This window comes from Chitinophaga sp. ARDCPP14 (assembly GCF_051362515.1).
Taxonomy (GTDB): Bacteria; Bacteroidota; Bacteroidia; order Chitinophagales; family Chitinophagaceae; genus Chitinophaga.
Window position 1 is genome coordinate 199,657 of sequence record NZ_JBKIXB010000005.1, and the last position, 16,803, is coordinate 216,459.

The following is a 16,803-nucleotide window of genomic DNA, read 5'->3' on the forward strand; positions in this document are numbered from 1 at the left end:
TTATTATCAGATGACTAAATTCACTTCGTTGGGAGGCGGCGGCAGTGTTACCTGCTCGGTGGTGCCCATACTTTTATTTCCCTGTTCTATGGTGTCGGATACCCACTTGAAAAATTGCTTCAATGTGGCGCTGTCGGCCGTATCGAGATGCACCACGGTGTCTGTCAGTTCCTTGAGCATGCCGTTGTCTGCTGCTTTTCCTGCCGCGCAACCTACAATGGTGGCGAAGTTCAGGTCTTTTATCAGCGGGATCATTTTGCGGTACAGCTGCAGATCCGAAGGTTTACCATCGGTAAAAAGGAACAGCAACGGGCGCCAGTCGCCTTTTTGCGTGGGAGTACCTTTGCGTACTTCGCTGTTCACTTTTGCGTGGAGAAATTCCAGTGCATAGCCGGTGTGTGTGGGCCCGCTCTGCGGACAGGTAATTTCCGGCAGGTGGAAATTGGCCAGTTCCACCAGCGGGGTCAGTTCTTTTACTTCCCGGTCGAAAGTGATGATGCTGAGCCACAACGAATCCATTGCCTGGGGGTCCATCCGCAAAGTGTTTACCATACCACTCAGGGCGTTGTTGAGTGCCTGAATGGGCTCACCGTACATAGATCCGGAGGTATCCAATAAAAAAAATACCGGTAATCGTCGCATATCAATATTTTAATTTCTTACACCACGATATTCAGTTCTGCCGGTGGTGGCGGCAGTTCGTTTAAGCCTATTAATTCTTTGCCGGCATCTTCCACTTTTGTGGAAGTAACGCCAATGGAAGCGGTTACCCATGCAAAGAAGCGGGCGATGCTCTGACTATCGGCGGTATCGAGACTGAGTACATTATCGGTGATTTGTTTCAGTATGACGGTATCTGCACCGGAGCCGGCAGCACAGGCGATCGTATACGCCACTTTGCGTTGTTTAAATGCGGTCAATCCACTTTGCCAGTTATCGGTGGGAATGCCGTCGGTCATGATAAACACGAGTGGTTTCCAATCGCCTTTCTTCTCCGTAGTTGTTTTGGCCACTTCGTGATCGATACAGTTGCTTACCAGCTGCAGCGCTTCTCCCAGTGCGGTGGTGCCGGTCGCTTTTATATCCACCATCTGGAAAGACGCGAGGTCGGTAAGGGGTACTACCTGCCGTGCGGAGCTATCGAAAGTAATGATGCTGATAAATGCGGTTTCAATGGCCTGTGGATTCTGACGTAGTGAGTTAATCATTATCTGTACGCCATTTTTCACTGCCTCAATAGGTTCTCCATTCATAGAACCGGAAGTATCTAATAAAAGATACACGGGTAATCTTCTCATACTGCATTAATTTAATACCAGTGTTGGCATGTTGAAAATGGGTAACATTTCATCCTGCGTTTTCCGCCGGATGAGGTTATGCTGAATATAGGTTTTTTGTGATCAGGAATAGGTTAACTTTTTCAATTCGTCCACAAAGCTATCGGATTGATGTGGAATACCAATGGCCCTGAACTTCCAGGCGCCATCTTTACGATAAATTTCTGCAAATGTCATGGAGCACATCCCATTGTAGGTGCTGTCGCCCGACAGGCTAAATTTAGCGATCTCTTTTCCGCGGCTGTCAACCGCCCGGATGAACGCATTATCGATCATACCAAAATGCTGATTGGTGGCGCGGCCATTGTAAATGGTGACCATAAACAGGATCTTTTCATATTTATTCTCCAGCTGGTCCAGCTTGATGATGATTTGTTCATCATCTCCATCACCAGCACCGGTCCGGTTGTCGCCGGTTAACCAGATATTGCCGGAAGGGTGGCGCATGGAATTGAAGAAGATCACATCTCCCTCAAACAATCCTACTGATCTGCCATCCTTTGTTTGTACGGTTCTGCCAAGGTTCGCCACTTTGCCGCTGCTGTCGAGCAGCATGGCTACGGCATCGAGGTCGTATTCTGCTTCTTTTTTTTCTCCGCCGAATAATTTTCCAAAGAAGCCTTCGTTGCTTTTCGTTTGCCGTACATCCCAGCCCAAACCAATCGTGACCGTGGATAAATCGAATTCTTCTCCTTTGTCGTTTTTACGGAGGTCGATCGTTTGACCTTTTACTAAATTGATAGCCATAGGTAGTGGTTTATCAGGGGTTATTTAATAATCTGACCTTTGAAATATTTGGATAAGAAGTAAGCCAGATCTTCCCTGTAGCCAATCCCGGATGCTTCAAATTTCCATTTCCCATCTTTCAGGTAAAGACGGCCAAACTCCACGCCGGTTTCAATGGAGAAATCTTCTCCCAGTTCATACTTTGCAATTTCATTGCCGGTGCCTTCATCAACGATACGGATATACGAATCTCTTACCTGTCCGAAGTTTTGTCTTCTGCTGATGGCTTCATGGATAGTTACCACGAATAAGATTTCCCTTATGCGGGGATCTATTTTGGTGAGGTCTACCTGGATGGTTTCATCATCGCCATCAGCGCTGTTGCCGCCGGTAGGGTCATCACCGGTGTGATGCAGTGCGCCGTCCGGAGAATCTGTATTTCCGTAGAAAATAAAATATTCTTCCTGGAGAATATGCCTGCTCTCATCGATCATAAATGCAGAAGCATCCAGGTCGAAAGCGGAGCCTGTTCCTTCATTAGGATGCCAGCCTAAACCAATACTGATTTTTGAGAGGCCGATATCGATCCTTTGTCCCTTTTGTAAGTTAATCGCCATTATTCAGAATTTAAACCAGGGGTAATATAGCATATTTATTTCAGAGGATATATGGCGATATTACAGTCAATGCTTAGTAAACTTTTCATGTATCAAAGATGAAGCTAATATTGCTTCATGATCTCCACCAGCATATCCGCAATAACGGCAAATCCTTTATCAGAGGGATGCAGGCCATCGTACGTCATATCGATCGCTGACACCGGATAAGGGTATTCATCTGTGTCCGGATGGAAAGGAATACCTTTATAATCCGGCCAGCGATAGTCTTTATATTCACCGGTGGCGGGGTCTTTCAGGCGTTTATACTTCACCATATTTTCCGGGGTGATGCCGCTGTTATGATACAGGTCTAATTTGTCGAAGTGTTCATAGCCGGCAATAGAATCAATGGCGGCCACCACCTGTGAAAGCTGTTGCCCTTTTCTTTCTTTATAAGAGCCCCAGGCGTTGTTGTGCATATCGGCGATGTATACAAAATCGCCGCGTTGCAGCGGGGTGATCAGGATGATATGCGCCTTTTTATTCAGTGATTTCAACTTGTCAATGATCGTCCGGAATGCGCCATACACGGTGCTGTTCCCCGTTTTATCGAGATAGTCGGAGAAATTACCAACAGGGCGCCCGCCCCACCAGTCGTTGGTACCAAGAAACACAGAATACACATCCGCTTTTACAGGATCCAGTTTTTCTATGGCATCGGCGATACCGCCGGAAGTCCAGCCGTTATAACCTTTATTGATATACTGTATGTGCGGGAGCTTTTCGGTTACGCGTGTCAGGTATCCTTTGGTGATCCTGTTGCCGGTTTCACCGGGGTGATCATTCAGGTAGGTAATAGAATCCCCGATGGCCACCCAGGTGATTTTGCGGGGTGTAAAGGCAGTAGCGGCCACTATTGCGGCGATGAGCAGTCCCAACAACCATTTCTTCATGATAATATATTTTGCCCATTGAAAGTAGTAAATAGCATAGATAATAACAACGCTGGACTATCTCCTGATTATAAACTGGACTACCAGGAGGAGCTTTACCTGTATTATTTTTGCCTGTCAAAAATACCAGGCAATGAATATTAAACAGGATATCATCCAGCTTTTTCTGCGGGTGGCGTTAGGTGCCAGTTATCTGTGTGCGGGGCTCGACAGGTTCGGCGTGTGGGGACCTCCGGGTGGAGCGAATATCGGGTGGGGCGACTGGCAACATTTTATGCAGTATGCACATAAACTGATGTTCTTTTTCCCCTATGCAGTGGCGGAAGTCTTTGCTGCATTAGCTTCGGGGGCAGAAATACTTTTTGCCGTAATGCTTATCACGGGCTTTTGGACCCGGTGGGCAGCTATTGGCAGCGGCGTTTTGCTACTTGGCTTTGCACTGGCCATGACAGTGGCGCTGGGCATAGCCGCGCCATTGAACTATTCTGTTTTCACCGCCAGTGCCGGCAGCTTTTTATTGTCTGCTTTACCTGCCTATCGCTGGAGTGCAGACCAGTTGCGGAAAAAAACTAATCCCGCTTCCCTTTAAAGTACGCGAATATCGCCATCGCATGACCGTGGCCCAGTTCATATTCTTCTTTCAGCCAGTTTACAATGTCGCCGGCTTTTACCTTGGGGGCCAGCTCGCCGTTTTGTAAGAACTTTTTCTTCTCTGCCAGCTTTTTAAAGTCTTCACCTGTTTTGCCGGTTTTTGCTTTGATATTGTCTAAATAAGCCTGGAATGACATAATACCTGTTTTTATTTTGAATGATCTTGTAAGATGTATCTCTTAAAACAAAATTATTCATTCCGGGGAACACTCCGGGGGTGTGGTTCCGACAAACTAAGGGGCGATTTGCGGCGTCTTTCAGGCGGCTTTTTTCACAGTCCCCATGATCCACCTGGCCAGCCAGTTCATTTTCTTTACGCGGCAATTGTGAAAGGCAGACATCTGCCATTGGCCTTCCGGGCTTTTTACCCAAACCGTGGTGTTCACCGACTGACGGCTTTCAGGCACTTTTTTCTGCCAGCGGAAACGGATAGCGCCGGTGGCTACCACGATGGCTACATTCTCATTCAGGAAACGTACCTGTTCAATCTGTCCGTGCAACCGTGCGCCTTTGAACATAAAGTTATTCATCAGCTGCTCGTGCAGTGTGATGTACTCCTCCCGCCCTTTTAAGTGCATGCCGTTAAACGTAATGTAATCGCAATCTTCCGTAAGATATACTGCAGCGCCGCGGAAATCCAGTGTCCGGAATGAATGATAGATGGCGTTGTTCGCCTGCCTGATCGCATTAATTTCATGTACCTGATTCATACGATAGTTGTTTTAGGAATGAATACGAAAATAGGCAGCCGAACTACGGCAGCATAGTACAAATGGGTTAATGACACGATCATGCCGGTAAAAACACATTTTTACCGGTAAAGTACCGGGGCGAAATAAAAAAGGGCCGTCTGTAAAAGACGGCCCTCTTCTCTATTATTCAGCATCTATTTCTTTTGATCCCACCAAACCTTCGACAGGTAAGAATCTCCGTTAGTTAAACCAGATACGGCAGTCTTATAATTATCCGTATTCAGCAGGGCTTCCAGTGATGAATATACCGCCCTGCGGGGAATGGTACCGTTGGTAGATCCCTGGTTAGGGCCCGGCGTTAAAACGGGGTAGCCGGTGCGGCGCCATTCCGCATAGGCTTCATAGTCACGGCCAAACAGCAGGATCCATTTCTGGGTCATGATCTTCTCCAGCTGTTTTTCTGATGTAAGTCCGGCGAGTGAAAACTCCGCATCAATGTACGCCTGCGGAATGGTAGTAATATTATACGGCTGCATGGCCATTGCTGCTTTGATACCATCCTGGTAAAATTTCTCCGCTTCTGCGGGCGTAGCACCCCATCCCATCAACGCCGCTTCTGCTTTAAAGAAACATACATCTGCATAGGTGAATACATAAGCAGGGATAGGCGTAGCCAATGTTTTATTAAAGTAGGTGGTCATAGAAGCGGTGGAATAATCATCTTTAATGATACCGGACAACAACGCATCCGTTAATGCCACACCAATACCTTTGTACACAGGCGTTCCGCTGTTTTTTGAATTTACGGTAGGCGCGGAAATAAAGGTAAGGCGGGGATCATGCTTATCATTCAGTGTGGCCACAAAAGCCGATGCCAGGTAACGCAGATCGGGGCTGCCGCTGATAAACTGCGCCAGGATAGGATTTGCGTTGGTAGTTTGTGCATCGTTGAAAGTAGGTACCGCGGCATTGTCTTTATTATCTGAAAAAAGTGGTTGACTCATCGCCTCCCGCACCGTTTTTTCCGCCAGCTGCGGCGCGGCATACTTAATGCGCATACCTAAACGCAGTTTCAGTGAGTTACCGAATTTCTTCCAGTTGTCGGTAACGCCTTTGTAGTAGAAGTCCGCGTTGCCGTACGATACATCGCTGGCGTTGATATTGGCGATAGCGGCATCCAGGTCGGCAATGAGGTGTTCATAGATCGACTGCTGGCTGTCGTACACCGGTTTGTTATTTACGTCGGTAGCATCCTCTGTTGTTTGTGAAAACGGTACGGCGCCGAAGAGATCCGTTAACCGTTGCCATATAAATATTTCGAGGATGCGGGCAATGGCAAGCTTTGTTCTCCCGGTTGGATCATTTTCTTTTCCTTTCAATGCCTGGTTGCGGATCTGGCCCAGGTTTCTCAACAAGGTATAATGTGCGGCCCACATGTTATTATCCGGCTGCTGGATATAACGGGAAGTAGGCGCCACCAGGCCACCGGCCCAGTATTGCACCCAGGAACCTACCTGTATATTGGCGGTTTCTGTTCCTTCAGCAAAGGCCGCATCTTTCTGTACTTTTGATAACAACAGGGCGGGATCAATGTTTGTTACCGTTGTTGGCGGCGTGTTCAGATCGCTGAAGTCTTTGGTACAGCCACCCAGTAACAACCCCACCGTTAACACCAGCACTTTTCTATATATCGATGATTTGTTTTTCATATGCTTCGTTTTTACAGATTAAAGATCCAAGCTTACATTCACACCAAAGCTCCGCATCATCGGCAGCGCCGTTGACTCCAGGCCGAGAGAGGAGTTGTTTACGTTGAAGGAAGACGCTTCGGGAGAGAAGCCATCCGTTTTCCGCTGGAAGTAAAAAAGGTTCCTGCCATAGATGCCTACATTCATTCTGCGGATCATTTTACCGGAGAATAATTTCGATGGCAGCGCGTAACTCAAACTGATTTCACGCATGGCTACGTAGCTGGCGTCATTCATCATTTCTTCCGATACCACATTTTCTTTATCGCTGGCGACTACGTTCCAGTAGTCCTGCGCCAATACTTTCATCGTATTTTCTTTACCGGTGCTAACCCAGTTGCCACTGCTGTTTTTTTCCGCAATCATACCGGAGGCTACGTAGCTGCCGTCCCTGCCTGCCAGTGTTTTTGTTGTGGTACCATAAATCAGTTCTTCCCGGTTACTTTGGGAATATACCAGGCCGCCCTGGCGGATATCCACTAATGCGGCTAAAGCAAAACCTTTGTAACGGAAGGTATTGGCAAAACCGCCGGTCCAGTCGGGCATGGCATTTCCCAGCTCTGTGAGCTGACGCCCCTGTGTGCGCAATGGCAAGCCCGTAGCAGGATCTATCAGCCGGTTGCCGGCTTCATCTTTCAGCCAGGCGAAGCCTGTTCCGATCATAGTGCCGAAAGGCTTACCTGGTGCAGCTATTACGTTGATCCCCCTATCACTTCCCAATACAAATGTTTCCACACCTTCGGTGAGTGATACCACTTCATTTTTGTTGCGGGAAAATGTAAAGGTGCTTTCCCAGGTAAATCCATTGGCCAGCTTCACGGGTGTTCCGTTTAACGACAGTTCAATTCCCTTGTTGCGGATTTCGCCGGCATTGATCCTGCGCGCTTCAAATTTGCTGGAAGGCGGTAAGGGCACATCCAGGATCTGGTTTTTCGTAGCGGCGTTATAGTAAGTAAAGCTGATGCCCAGGCGGTTGTTCAGGAGACGTACGTCGGTACCAAATTCCACCGAGGTAGTCAGTTCATTTTTCAGGTTAGGATCGGGAATAATAGAAGTAAAAGATGCCAGCGGCTGACCCCCATGTGTGAACTGATCCAGGCTGTAGGCGCCGGTGAGCTGGTAAGGATTACCAGAGCTGCCAGCCTGCGCCAGCGATCCGCGCAGCTTCCAGAAACTAACGATGTTGCTGTTCATCTTCAGCAGGTCGGTCATGATTAAACTGGTGCTTACAGAAGGATAAAAGAAAGAATTGTTACTTGCAGACAAGGTAGATGACCAGTCGTTCCGTGCGGAGAAATCCACGAACCAGTAGTTCCGGAAAGCCAGCTGCCCGAAGCCGTATACGGAGTTGATCTCAGATTCCTGTAAATCGAAAAGATAGGAATTGGTAAGCGTGTTATTGATCACATGCAGGTCCGGCACAATAAACTCTTTCCCGGTATTGCCGGTCATGCGCATAAACTTTTTCTGGTGACTGGCGCCTGCATTCAGCCCCAGGGTGAAGTCCTTGCTCAGCTCCAGGTTGCCGGCCAGCAATACATCATAGTTATCTTCCCGGACCCTTATTATCCGGTCTTCAATATCACCATTCCTGTTCTGGCTCTGGTACGTGCCTTTGGCTCTCCAGCGCAGGCGTTCTTCTGTATAAAAATCGGTACCGCCGCGGGCAGTTAATTTCAACCATTTATTAAAATCGTACGACAGCCGCAGCATCCCCAGGAGCCGGTCGCGGTGATCGGTGTTTTGCGTTTTATGGATGGTCCAGTAAGGATTGGCGGTAGAACTGTTGGTAGCGTATGTTTTCTCCAGTCCGGGTGTTACGCCGCTGTAGCCGAACTGCCGGGCCACATCCTGGGCGGTCCAGGTATAATCGGCGAGGATGCTCAGCGGCATGCTCCGCGGCTGACTGATAAACAGGTAAGCCGGGTTATCGGATGCATCGGAGAGTGTGGGCCTGTTTTTACCTTTCTGGGAGATGTAGTTGAGCTTCGCATCCAGCTGTAATTTGGGCGTAATAGACGCCTGTGTGCGAAGGGTAAAAGTGTTCCTGTCAAGCGTGTTAGTGGGCACATACCCGTTTACATGCGTGTTGGAATAAGAGAAGCGGTAGTTCACTTTATCATTTCCACCATCTGCGGCAATATTATTTACGAATTGTTTTTCCTGGTCGAAAAAGTCTTTATAGGTATTGGGTTGCGGCGTCAGCTTCAAAATATTTCCCCACTGGTCTTCATACTCCTGCCCTTCCATTTTTGGGCCCCAGCTGCTGCGGGCAATCCTGTCGCGGCCGGCGCTCATTTTAGGCATGCCCTGCAGCCCTTGTGCTTTGGCTTGCGCCATCGTATACACTTTACCGTCGGTGGCGCGGAAGTGCGTGAAATCACCGTTTAATCCCTGGCCATATTCATCCTGGAAATCGGGAGTTACCAATGCGTTGCCGATGGCATAATCGCTGCTGAATTTCAGCCCGATGCCTTTGCGGGAGCTGCCCGATTTGGTGGTGATGAGCACTACACCGTTACTGCCGCGCTGGCCGTACAATGCTGCAGCATTAGGGCCTTTCAGGATGGATATGCTTTCAATATCTTCCTGGTTTATATTGGAGATGCCATCGCCATAGTCCACACCGCCGGTGCTGCCGGCAGCACCGATGTTCTGGTTATCGAGGGGCACTCCGTCAACTACGTATAGCGGCTGACTGTTACCCTGCAGGGAGTTATTTCCACGGATCAGGATCTTGGAAGATCCGCCAGCACCGGAGGCTGGCTGGCTCACCTGTACACCGGCCACTTTACCGGATAGCGCATTGGCTACATTCACTTCCTTTCCTTCCGACAGGTCGGCGCCTTTCAGCTCTGCTACGGTGTATCCAAGCGACTTACTTTCGCGCTTGATACCAAGTGCCGTTACCACTACCTCAGACAAACCCTTTGAGCTTTCCGTTAACTTTACATCGAGCGTGGTGCTGCCGGCAGTTTCCACCCGTTGTTTGTTAAACCCGATAAAGGAGAACAACAATGCGCTGGCGCCGGAGGGCAGCTGGATGGTGTATTTTCCCGTAGCATCTGTTACGGCGCCTCTTGCAGATCCTTCTACTGTAACGGTTACACCGGGCAGTGGCACACCTTTTTCATCGGTCACCCTGCCGGTGATCAAGGTATCGGCCGCCAGTTCCGTGGCAGCTTTTTTCACCGGCACCTCCTTCAGGGTAATGGTGCGGTCGATGATTTTATATTCCAGCGGCTGGCCTGCCAGGCATTGATTCAACACCGCCGTTATTTCCGCATCCTTTACGTTCAAAGAAACGGGAGTGGTGTTTTTCAGGATATCATTGTTGTATAAAAAGTAGTAGCCGGTTTGTTGTTTGATAGCGTCAAACACCTGCTGCAGCGGTACTTTCTTTACCGACAACGTAACTTTCTGCGCATAAGCAGTGGCTGCTGCACTTAATGCAAAAAGAAAAAGCAGCAGGGTGGTCAGCTTCAGGGCCACCTTCATTTTTACAGGCAATGGGAGTAGTATACCCCGCCCGGAAGCGGAAATAAATCTGTTCATCATCGGTTTAATTTTTAATTAATAGCGATTGATTCGTTTAAATTCTGGTCTTTGTTTATTACAGGTACTTTTTTAATTTTCGTGTGTCCGTTCCAGTTATACTTATTTATTTTGACAGTGTTACAGTGACGTCTTTTCCATTTACCCTGAAGTTGGCCCCGCTCACGAAGTTGAGCATTTCCAGCACCTGCGACAACTTCGCCTGGCGGCTGATATTGCCGCTGATGCGTTTTGCGGGCAGCGGGCCTTCGTAATGAATGTCCAGGTCGTACCAGCGGGCCACCTGTTCCATGATTTCCCGGAAATCGTCATCTTTAAAAAAGAAGATCCCTTCTTTCCAGGCGATAGCTTTCTCAGTATCCGCTGCGGCGATACGTACCTGGTCGCCCTGCACATTAGCCTGCTGACCAGGCGCCAGCTGCCAGGAACGTTTATCCTTTACCTGGATTTTTACAGCGCCGGTGATCAGCGTAGTTTTCACCACTTTGCTGTAAGCGCCTACGTTAAAGTGGGTGCCCAGCACCAGTACTTCCATCTGCTGCACCATTACCCGGAAAGGTTTGTCAGGACTGGCAGCTACTTCAAAATATCCTTCCCCGGTGAGTTCTACCCGGCGTTCGCCATTAGTAAAGTGTACGGGGAAACGCAGGGAGGAGGCGGCATTGAGCCATACGCGTGTGCCGTCTTCCAGTGTGAGCTGGTATTGCCCCGCCTTTGCGGTAGACAAAGTATTGAATAGCGCAGCCCCGTGCGGTTCATTTGATTTATTGTATACAAGTCCGCCTGGTTGCTGCGCAATAGTGGTTCCATCCGCCTCTTTGATGGGCCCTTCCGGCTGATTGCCCAGGTGTACGGTTTTCCCGTTGCCCAGTTGCAGGGTGGCACTGTTGCTGCCAGGGAGGACATCATTTTTTATTTGTGAAGAAGTAGCGGCCAGCATTTTCCCGGGTTTGCTATCCGGTGTGCGCCAATTGTAGGCGAGGATCACGCCTCCTAATATGGCGGCAGCGGCGGCCGTCCATGCAGCGATCCGGCGCCACGCTACCCTCCTACCCGGAGTTGCCGGAGTGGAGCGGGCCAGCACGGCCTGCCAGTCGGCATCCACATCAATGGTATCATGAAAGGCGATCGCATCGCGCAGGGTTTCCTGGTCTTTCAGGGATTCCAGCAGCTGCTGATGCCGCACATCCTTTTCCAGCCAGGCTTCCAGCTCCTGCTGTTCGGCCGCCGTAGCCTGTTCCCGGAGATATTTTAAAATTAAGCCGGCGTATTTATACAGATCCTGGTTTTGCTCCATAAAGGTTGCTTACCAGGTAAAGAAACGCGGGACGGAAAAAAGGGTGAAAGAAATAAGAATATTTTTTTGAAAGCAGGATTTACAGGAATAATACGGCGTAAATTTCGGGGTTAAGCCGTTGTCTTAACAGGTGCAGTCCTCTTTTCTTCTGGGTTTTAACCGTATTAATGCTGATGTTCAGCTGGTCGGCGATTTCCTGGTTTTTAAGCCCGGAGATATAGCCCATCCTGATAATCACCTGGCAGGCTTCGGGCAACGTTTCCAGTGCGCGGTTAATTTCGCCGATCACTTCGGACCGGATCATCGTTAAAATTACAGAAGGATCATTTTCTGACGCGCCTTCCTGTGCGGCTGCAAATTTCTCCACCACTTTCTCATGCCGGATGGCATTTAAACAGGCGTTACGGACGGTTGTATACAGGAAATTTTTGATGGCCCCCGGATGCGCGGTTACCTGCCCCTGTTGCCCCAGGTAGCTTACAAAGGCTTCCTGGGCAATATCCCTGGCTGCGTCTTTATCGCCGGTAAACTGAAAGGCAAAGTAGCAAAGCCTGGTATAGTAAGTTTTGAAAAGTATGGCTGGCTCCAGTGCATCGGATGGCGTTGACATAAAATATACCTTTCGTGATCAATTCTGACAATCCGGAAACCATAGATAATGGCATCTCACTTGAAAAAATAAGACATTTATTCGGAAAATAATAGGAAAACAAATATTTCGGGCAGAAAGAAAGCCTGCGGGGTGCGCAGGCTTTCTGATATCGGGGATCGCCTTCGGCGATGGAAATTGTCTTTCTGCCTGATTAGGCGGATGATGCTGATTACGCTGATTTGATTAACTTTTATTTTTTGATTTTAAAAGATTTTTATCAGGATTTGTCTTCGGGATTGTTTTCTACCGGAGGCAGAACAGAGGTATCTCTGTTTTCTTCAGCGGTGTGTGGTTCGGTATCCGGTTCATTTGTACCGGTGTTGAAAACAACATTTTCCTTCTCTGCTTTTTTGCGGCTGAACAGGCGTCTGAAAAATCCGATGAGCGCTACAAACCCAATGGCAATAAATTTCCAGCCGGCAGCAAGGTATTTTACCAGGATGGCAAAGAACCCAACTTTCGCCAGCAATTTACCAGCTACAAGGCCACCAATAGACCATGCCGCCACGTTATCCACCTTCGGATCGAAATCGAAATAAGTATTCCCCTGTGTGAAAGTAGCCATGTGTAACACCTTGCCGATATCCGCCTTTACCAGCGGGAGTTCACTCATCGTGCAAACCGCATTCAGCGATAATACGCCATGGCGCCCCAGTATACGGATCTCGTAATTCAGCGTATGACCGCCTTCCTGGTCATCGAAACGGATTTCCTTTGCCCAGTGCAGTACCTTATTCTTTTTGTCGTAGAAAGGTTGCTGCGCCCATCCAATCAGGTGAATACCAGAGTATCCCTGCTTGGCACGTTCCTCATTGGTTTCCTTCTCGCCTTCCTGCATGTTTTTCATCATTTCATTGTAGTCAATCTTTTCGGCGTCATCATCCTTCACATAACCAATGTCTTCGAATTCAATAATAAAGGCATAACTGCTATCCGCAAAAGGATCAGAATTTGCCGGGAAAATCATTCCCAGCGTATTGTTGGCGTTTTCCGGCGGATTGCCCCAAAGCGTAGTGAGCACATACTGGCTTTTTTCCTTGTTCAGGAATTTGAAACCCGCAGGCACATTAATCTCCACCTTTCCACCCGGCAATACAATAGTGCCGGTTTCATATTTAAAAGACTTGTTGACAGAATCAACATAATTATCAAGCTCTTTTTGATAAAGCTCCGTTGAATCTTCAATGGGGGCGGCTTTAGGGACAGCCGGGGTTGCATACAAACCCAGGGCTGCAAAGAGCAACCCTGACAGGTACAGGTACTTGAACATAAGTTATTAATATTTACGGGGACCAATTTGCGATAAATATTCCATATCCGGAAGAAAGGAAGGAATATTACAACTAATGTTGGAGCAGAGGAAACTATCTATCCCTGGTCTTTTTTACATAATTTTTCAATTGCCTCAGCGCCCCCTTATGTCCTTTCCTTCCAGCTTTTTCAAAATAATACTTTGCCCACCGGTCAGACTGCATTACACCGTCTCCCCATTTATAACAAAGCGCTAAATTGTAAAGGGCTTTGAGGTCTTGTTTTCTGGCGGCCATTCTATACCAGTAAACTGCTTTCCGATGATCTTCTGTCACACCCTGGCCGTAGAAATAACTATATCCCAATTCTCTCCAGGCCTCAATATCTCCCTGTTTTGCTGAAAGTGTAAACCATCTTATTGCTTTCTCATAATCCTGGTTTACATATTCTCCGGTCCTGAAAAAGAGTCCTACATTAAACTGTGCATCCATATGCCCCTGCATGGCGGCTTTCAGGTACCAGTAAAATGCCTCTTCCGTATCCTTCCCTACACCTTTTCCATAATCATAGCAGGTCCCCACATAAAACTGCGCCTTTTTATGACCATTCGACGCAGCTGAATGCCAGAAGGCAAAAACCTTTTTCCAGTTCCGCCTTCCAGGCGAACCTTCAAAAGCATAGCTGTATCCTAAAAGAAATCTTCTTTGCTGTTCTTTTTTACTCAATACTTCGGGCATCCTTAAAGTTATTATATATTTTTCCTGCTCTCTCTATAATTTTCTTTCGGTGAAAAGTAGTCAAACCTGTTTACCCGATATTATTTTTCTGCTTTATAAAACAATTACTTAATTTAGTTCACCTGAATATGTGAAACGCCAACAGCGTAATCTGGAAAACCTTAAACCAAAATCTGTCGATTCTTACTGTCTTTGTTAATCATAAATCTGAACAATGAAAATGAAAAACCTTCATTCCCTGCTAGCAGGTATGCTATTGCTGCCTACCCTTTTTATGGCCTGCAAACGATCTCCCGGCGGGGAATTGCAGCCCATGAAAGATAAAACCAAATCCGGCCTGGAAAACTTTGTACCCAGCGCATATGCCTTAAACGTTGTTTACTTTGTGCCTTCCGATGGCGATACCATCACAAACTACCGGGCACGGCTAAACGGTATTTTACAGCAGGGGCAGCGCTTCTACGGGAAGTGGATGAACTATTACGGTTATGGCGACCGCTCCTTTGGCCTGGCGCTCGATTCCGCAGGTAAAGTAAAGATCACCGTAGTAAAAGGCGCGCTGCCAAAAACCGGTTATCCTTATGAAGGAGGCGGCAACACTGCTATCGGTGAACTGAACACCTGGTTTGCTGCGCATCCGGCAGATAAACGCAGTGAACACACGCTCGTTATCATGCCCGCCAGCACCTACGCTTCCGATGGTGATCCCGGTGGCGTACCCTTTTACGGCTTGGGCCGCTGGTGCTTTGCACTGGACTATGCCCAAATGGATACCAGTTACCTCGGTCAGAATACCACGCTGGGCAACCGCGCTACCAAATGGATAGGTGGCCTCATGCACGAACTGGGCCATGGACTTAATCTCCCGCATAACAAAGAGAAAGTATCGGAAGCCGCTGATCCGGCTAAAGGCACGGCGCTCATGGGCAGCGGTAATTATACCTATGGTAAAAACCCCACTTTCCTTACTGCCGCCAGCGCTGCTATCCTCAACAACTCGCAGGTATTCCGCACCAGCACCGCCACAGGTATTTACGGCGGAGGAAATACCACTATCGATATCATCAAAGCCAGTTATACCGGCGGCAACATTGTGCTGAAAGTGAAATTCTCTTCCACACAAACCGTGAATAACGTAAACGTATATAATGATCCGGAAGGAGGAAATGATTATGATGCCGTGCCATGGGTGGCTGCGCCTTCCGGCGATAGTTTCCAGCTGAGTATGCCCATCAGTGAACTTCATACGAAGACAGGCAACTACGCCCTGCGTATCCGCTTCCTGTATACCAACGGCTCCTCTACTGAAATCTCTTACCCGTATTCTTTTGTAAATAATGAACCTGTACTGGATATCAGCACCAAAGATGAACTGAATAAATCTTCCTGGAGTATCACGTATGTAAGCAGCCAGGAAGACGATGGGCCCGCCACTAACCTGCTTGACAACAACCAGGCTACCGTATGGCATACCCAGTGGAAAACAGTACAGCCGGCGCATCCGCATACAGTGATTGTAAATATGAATGCCATCAAGTCCATACAAGGATTGGCATTCCTTCAGCGGGCCAATCTTAATGGTTCGCTGAAAGATATTTCGGTGTTTACCAGTACTGATAATGTAACCTATACATCGAGGGGAAACTATACACTGGCGAATGTAAACAGTAAGCAGTATATCTCTTTCGGGGCAGCTGTTTCTGCAAAATATATCAAAATCGTGACCGCTTCCAATTACTCAGGCTCACACTATGCAGTGCTGTCAGAGTTGGGTGCGTGGTAATCACATCTCCCAAAAATTTAAACAGGGTACGGTATAATTTCCGTACCCTGCTTGTTTTATTTCAATTGCTGCGCCACATATACCCGGATGGCCTGTTGCATAAAACTGCCAAAAGCCGGATTGGCCAGGCCATTCACTTGCATATACCGTTCATCGGTGGCAAGCAGATCACCCAGCCCGTTGTAGGCTTCTGCCTGGTTACCGGTTTTACCCCAGAATTGCAGGATATACCTGTAATGCAGATCTATTTCCTGTTGCACCTGCTGGCTGGCCGGATCCAGGTGAGAGAGCGATGCCAGCTTTTCCCAGTTGGCTTTAAAGCCTTCCTGTAGCTGTTGATAGCTGTCTTTGTCCATTTCCAGTAATTGCTTTTCTGCATGCGCTACCTGACCGGGCCACTTTTCCTGTGCTTCCCGCCGCCAGGCTGCTGCCTGTTCTTTGGGCAGTCCTGCATATAGATCTTCTACGTTCATGTTTACATTGTTTTTTAGATGAGAGATGGTTTTCTCTACTGTAGCCACCAGGGTTTCGATGCGGTCTTTCTTCGACAAAAGCATTTGCCGGTGCCCTTCCAACGCATGGATCAGGTCAAAGCCAGGATCATCCAGTATGCTGGCGATATCCTTCAGCTCTACATCCAGTTCACGGTAAAACAGGATCTGCTGCAACCGGAGCAATTCCGCTTCACCATACACCCGGTACCCCGCGGAGGTACGCACAGAGGGCGTCAGCAAACCAATCTGGTCGTAATAGTGGAGCGTGCGCACACTCACACCTGCCAATTTTGCCAGTTTATTTACCGCATACTGCTTCATCATCCTG

General features: G+C 48.2%; 16 protein-coding genes. 2 read left to right on the plus strand and 14 right to left on the minus strand.

Going from position 1 to position 16,803, the window contains the following annotated elements:
- Window positions 1-6: 6 nt before the first annotated feature.
- The 5 genes from ACLHR0_RS15885 to ACLHR0_RS15905 all read right to left on the minus strand — a co-directional run bounded on the left by ACLHR0_RS15885 (window position 7) and on the right by ACLHR0_RS15905 (window position 3,615).
- Window positions 7-642 (minus strand): vWA domain-containing protein, encoded by a 636-nt coding sequence (locus tag ACLHR0_RS15885; RefSeq protein ID WP_436487827.1) that lies wholly within the window; start codon window positions 640-642, stop codon window positions 7-9.
- Window positions 643-659: 17 nt separating this feature from the next.
- On the minus strand, window positions 660-1,298 hold the full coding sequence (locus ACLHR0_RS15890; RefSeq protein ID WP_436487829.1) for a vWA domain-containing protein: 639 nt from the start codon (window positions 1,296-1,298) through the stop codon (window positions 660-662).
- A 102-nt stretch (window positions 1,299-1,400) separates the two neighbouring features.
- Window positions 1,401-2,084 carry a TerD family protein gene (locus ACLHR0_RS15895; protein ID WP_370912012.1) on the minus strand — a complete coding sequence of 228 codons (684 nt, stop codon included), beginning with the start codon at window positions 2,082-2,084 and terminating at the stop codon, window positions 1,401-1,403.
- A gap of 20 nt (window positions 2,085-2,104) precedes the next feature.
- Complete coding sequence (locus tag ACLHR0_RS15900) at window positions 2,105-2,680, minus strand: TerD family protein (RefSeq protein WP_370912011.1); 576 nt, start codon at window positions 2,678-2,680, stop codon at window positions 2,105-2,107.
- A gap of 104 nt (window positions 2,681-2,784) precedes the next feature.
- A complete protein-coding gene (locus tag ACLHR0_RS15905) occupies window positions 2,785-3,615 on the minus strand; it encodes an SGNH/GDSL hydrolase family protein (protein ID WP_436487831.1) in 831 nt (276 codons plus the stop codon).
- Between the two features lie 133 nt (window positions 3,616-3,748).
- Here ACLHR0_RS15905 and ACLHR0_RS15910 point away from each other — a divergent pair, with 133 nt between their 5' ends.
- Window positions 3,749-4,204, plus strand: coding sequence for a DoxX family protein (locus ACLHR0_RS15910; protein ID WP_436487833.1), 456 nt, complete (start codon window positions 3,749-3,751; stop codon window positions 4,202-4,204).
- Here ACLHR0_RS15910 and ACLHR0_RS15915 read toward each other — a convergent pair.
- The 8 genes from ACLHR0_RS15915 to ACLHR0_RS15950 all read right to left on the minus strand — a co-directional run bounded on the left by ACLHR0_RS15915 (window position 4,185) and on the right by ACLHR0_RS15950 (window position 14,198).
- On the minus strand, window positions 4,185-4,403 hold the full coding sequence (locus ACLHR0_RS15915; RefSeq protein WP_429049131.1) for a DUF4287 domain-containing protein: 219 nt from the start codon (window positions 4,401-4,403) through the stop codon (window positions 4,185-4,187). The genes ACLHR0_RS15910 and ACLHR0_RS15915 overlap by 20 nt on opposite strands.
- A gap of 120 nt (window positions 4,404-4,523) precedes the next feature.
- Entirely contained in the window at window positions 4,524-4,976 is a 453-nt protein-coding gene (locus tag ACLHR0_RS15920) for a YybH family protein (RefSeq protein WP_436487836.1), read from the minus strand.
- Window positions 4,977-5,152: 176 nt separating this feature from the next.
- Complete coding sequence (locus tag ACLHR0_RS15925; RefSeq protein ID WP_436487837.1) at window positions 5,153-6,667, minus strand: SusD/RagB family nutrient-binding outer membrane lipoprotein; 1,515 nt, start codon at window positions 6,665-6,667, stop codon at window positions 5,153-5,155.
- 18 nt (window positions 6,668-6,685) lie between these two features.
- Entirely contained in the window at window positions 6,686-10,264 is a 3,579-nt protein-coding gene (locus tag ACLHR0_RS15930; RefSeq protein WP_436487839.1) for a SusC/RagA family TonB-linked outer membrane protein, read from the minus strand.
- A gap of 103 nt (window positions 10,265-10,367) precedes the next feature.
- Window positions 10,368-11,558, minus strand: a complete 1,191-nt coding sequence (locus ACLHR0_RS15935) for a FecR family protein (RefSeq protein WP_436487841.1) — start codon at window positions 11,556-11,558, stop codon at window positions 10,368-10,370.
- Window positions 11,559-11,637: 79 nt separating this feature from the next.
- Window positions 11,638-12,168 carry an RNA polymerase sigma-70 factor gene (locus ACLHR0_RS15940; RefSeq protein WP_436487842.1) on the minus strand — a complete coding sequence of 177 codons (531 nt, stop codon included), beginning with the start codon at window positions 12,166-12,168 and terminating at the stop codon, window positions 11,638-11,640.
- Window positions 12,169-12,427: 259 nt separating this feature from the next.
- Window positions 12,428-13,480 carry a DUF2167 domain-containing protein gene (locus tag ACLHR0_RS15945; protein ID WP_436487843.1) on the minus strand — a complete coding sequence of 351 codons (1,053 nt, stop codon included), beginning with the start codon at window positions 13,478-13,480 and terminating at the stop codon, window positions 12,428-12,430.
- Between the two features lie 94 nt (window positions 13,481-13,574).
- Window positions 13,575-14,198 (minus strand): tetratricopeptide repeat protein, encoded by a 624-nt coding sequence (locus ACLHR0_RS15950; protein ID WP_436487844.1) that lies wholly within the window; start codon window positions 14,196-14,198, stop codon window positions 13,575-13,577.
- Window positions 14,199-14,412: 214 nt separating this feature from the next.
- Between ACLHR0_RS15950 and ACLHR0_RS15955 the strand changes: the two genes are divergently transcribed.
- Window positions 14,413-15,981: a discoidin domain-containing protein gene (locus ACLHR0_RS15955; protein WP_436487846.1), complete on the plus strand. Its 1,569-nt coding sequence runs from the start codon at window positions 14,413-14,415 to the stop codon at window positions 15,979-15,981.
- 56 nt (window positions 15,982-16,037) lie between these two features.
- On the opposite strand, the gene ACLHR0_RS15960 is transcribed toward ACLHR0_RS15955, so the two are convergent.
- Window positions 16,038-16,799 (minus strand): MerR family transcriptional regulator, encoded by a 762-nt coding sequence (locus ACLHR0_RS15960; RefSeq protein ID WP_436487847.1) that lies wholly within the window; start codon window positions 16,797-16,799, stop codon window positions 16,038-16,040.
- Between the last annotated feature and the right edge of the window lie 4 nt (window positions 16,800-16,803).